The organism is Rummeliibacillus sp. TYF005 (genome assembly GCF_003844195.1).
Classification (GTDB): Bacteria; Bacillota; Bacilli; order Bacillales_A; family Planococcaceae; genus Rummeliibacillus.
In genome coordinates this window covers 1-1,769 of sequence record NZ_ML122637.1, presented here as the reverse complement: position 1 = coordinate 1,769, position 1,769 = coordinate 1, and the positions used below count along the sequence as shown (strand labels likewise).

1 protein-coding gene is annotated in these 1,769 nt (G+C 33.5%); it reads left to right on the top strand.

Going from position 1 to position 1,769, the window contains the following annotated elements; all coding sequences use genetic code 11:
• Positions 1 to 99 precede the first annotated feature (99 nt).
• Entirely contained in the window at positions 100 to 1,263 is a 1,164-nt protein-coding gene (locus tag CW357_RS17955) for an IS256 family transposase (RefSeq protein ID WP_124218821.1), read from the top strand.
• Positions 1,264 to 1,769 lie beyond the last annotated feature (506 nt).

Sequence of the window (1,769 nt, the reverse complement as noted above, 5' to 3'; positions counted from 1 at the left end):
GATTAAGTCCATATAATTGTGTAAAAAGAAAAAGAGTCAAATTAATCCCTCTTGGTTACAATGTTTTCATCGACGATAAACAATGAGGAGGAATTAATAATGACCCAACTACAGTTTAACCTAAATGTGGACCTTTTAAAAGATTCTGTAATAAATTCTAATATCGATACAGTGATGAAGGCATCTATTGTTCTTGTACTAAATGCATATATGGAAATGGAACGAGATGAATATTTACAAGCTTCTGCTTATGAACGTTCAGATGATCGTCGTGATTATCGAAACGGTTATTACGATCGTGAATTATTGACCAGTATCGGTCGTATACAACTACGTGTTCCTCGAACACGTGAAGGAGAATTTTCTACATCCGTTTTCCAAAAGTATGCACGTTGTGATCAAGCTTTTGTGCTCTCTATGCTAGAAATGGTCATAAATGGAGTATCAACACGTAAAGTCACAAAGGTTGTTGAAGAACTCTGTGGAGAAAATGTATCTAAGTCGTTCGTCTCTTCTCTTACAGAAAGACTTGATCCAATAGTAAATGAATGGGCAAAGAGACCACTGAATGTTCAATACTATCCATATATATTTGTCGATGCAATGTATATTAAAGTCCGTGAACATAACCGGGTAGTTTCTAAAGCGGTTTATATTGCTACAGGACTATGTGAAACAGGGCAAAGAGACGTAATTGGATTAAAAATTGATCATATTGAGAGTTTTGAGGCTTGGCAAGGTTTCTTTCAAGACTTAAAATCACGTGGATTACAGTCACCCAAACTTGTTATATCAGACGCCCATGAAGGATTAAAAAAAGCTATTCAAAGGGAATTTATTGGTACCTCCTGGCAACGTTGCTCTGTTCATTTTAAAAGAAACATTATCGATAAAATCCCCAAAAAAGAGATGCCTCAAGTAGTTGTTGATTTGAAACGAATTTTTAACGTTGTGAAATTTGAGGACGCTAAATCATTTAAGGATGAATTCATGAAACTTTATGAAAATAATCCCAAGCTTGATAAAGCTCTGAAAACATTAGACGAAGGCTTCGAAGATGCCATCCAATATTTAAACGAACCAATTAAATTTCATACATTTATTCATAGTACGAATTCGTTAGAACGTTTGAATCAAGAAATTCGCCGTAGAGAAAGAGTAATTCGTATCTTTCCAAATACTCAATCTGCTTTTAGGCTAATAGGGGCCATTCTTATGGATTATGCAGAAGAACAAGCAAAGAAAAAATTTGTCATTAAATGAATAATGCCAGCGCAGCGCGCGAAATTTTTTTCTATGAAGGGGGTACCCCCTTCATAGAAAAAAATAAAATAAGCTTCGAAAATACAAATCTAGGATATCGATGAAACTGTAACCTTGGATTTTAATTTACACAATTCTTCGGACTTGACTACTTAAATTGTCTGGAACGTGGATTCAATTTAAAAATGCGTGGATTGAATTTCCAAAAGCGTGGATTGAACCTTGAAATGCGTGGATTAAACCCAATCTTGCGTGGATTAAAAATCAGTTCAACAGGGTTGTTTGATTGTGGTGAGATTACGATCAATCCATATCCATGCATTTCTTTTAAAATAGAAATATATCACTTTTTTGATATGTTATAATCATATATGAGAATTTTATATCAATATAGAGTGAGGTTTATTTATGAGGTTAGCATATAAGGTAATAGTAATCTTTACATTGTTATTAAGTTTTATATCTATATCAATTATTGGGAGTGTCAATAATTTTGTGTAAATGAC

What these genes read in the sequence shown, in the direction of transcription:
- CW357_RS17955 (WP_124218821.1), top strand. Translation starts at nt 100, where the DNA reads ATGACCCAACTACAGTTTAACCTAAATGTGGACCTTTTAAAAGATTCT.